Origin of the sequence: Pelagicoccus sp. SDUM812005, from assembly GCF_031127875.1 — a bacterium.
Lineage (GTDB): Bacteria > Verrucomicrobiota > Verrucomicrobiia > Opitutales > Opitutaceae > Pelagicoccus.
The window spans coordinates 1-377 of sequence record NZ_JARXIA010000096.1 but is presented as its reverse complement, the minus strand read 5'-3'; the positions used below and the strand labels follow the sequence as shown (position 1 = coordinate 377).

Sequence of the window (377 nt, the reverse complement as noted above, 5' to 3'; positions counted from 1 at the left end):
GCGGCCTCGATACTGACCGCCGCCGACAAGGCGCCCATCGAGCTGGAGTACCCGGCTCCCTTCCTCTCCGGCACGCCCGTGCCCATCGTGTTGCCTAACCTGGAGTCCCCCGACGCCCCCCAGCCCAAGGTGCTGGCCCCGGCCGGGGTCTCAAACATCGCCTTCGAGAAGGAAGTCACCTCCTCGGACGACTTCCCGATCATCGGGGAGCTGGAGCTGGTGACCGACGGCGACAAGGAGTCGGAGGAAGGCTACTTCGTGGAGCTGGCCCAGGGCCCGCAGTGGGTGCAGATCGACCTCGAGCGCGAGGCGACGATCTACGGCCTCGGGCTGTGGCACTTCCACACGCAGAAGCGCGCCTACGTGGACGTGGTGGT

At 67.6% G+C, this 377-nt stretch carries 1 pseudogene; it reads left to right on the top strand.

From position 1 onward, the window contains the following. Positions 1–87 precede the first annotated feature (87 nt). Positions 88–377, top strand: a pseudogene (locus QEH57_RS24830) (hypothetical protein); the annotation flags it as partial.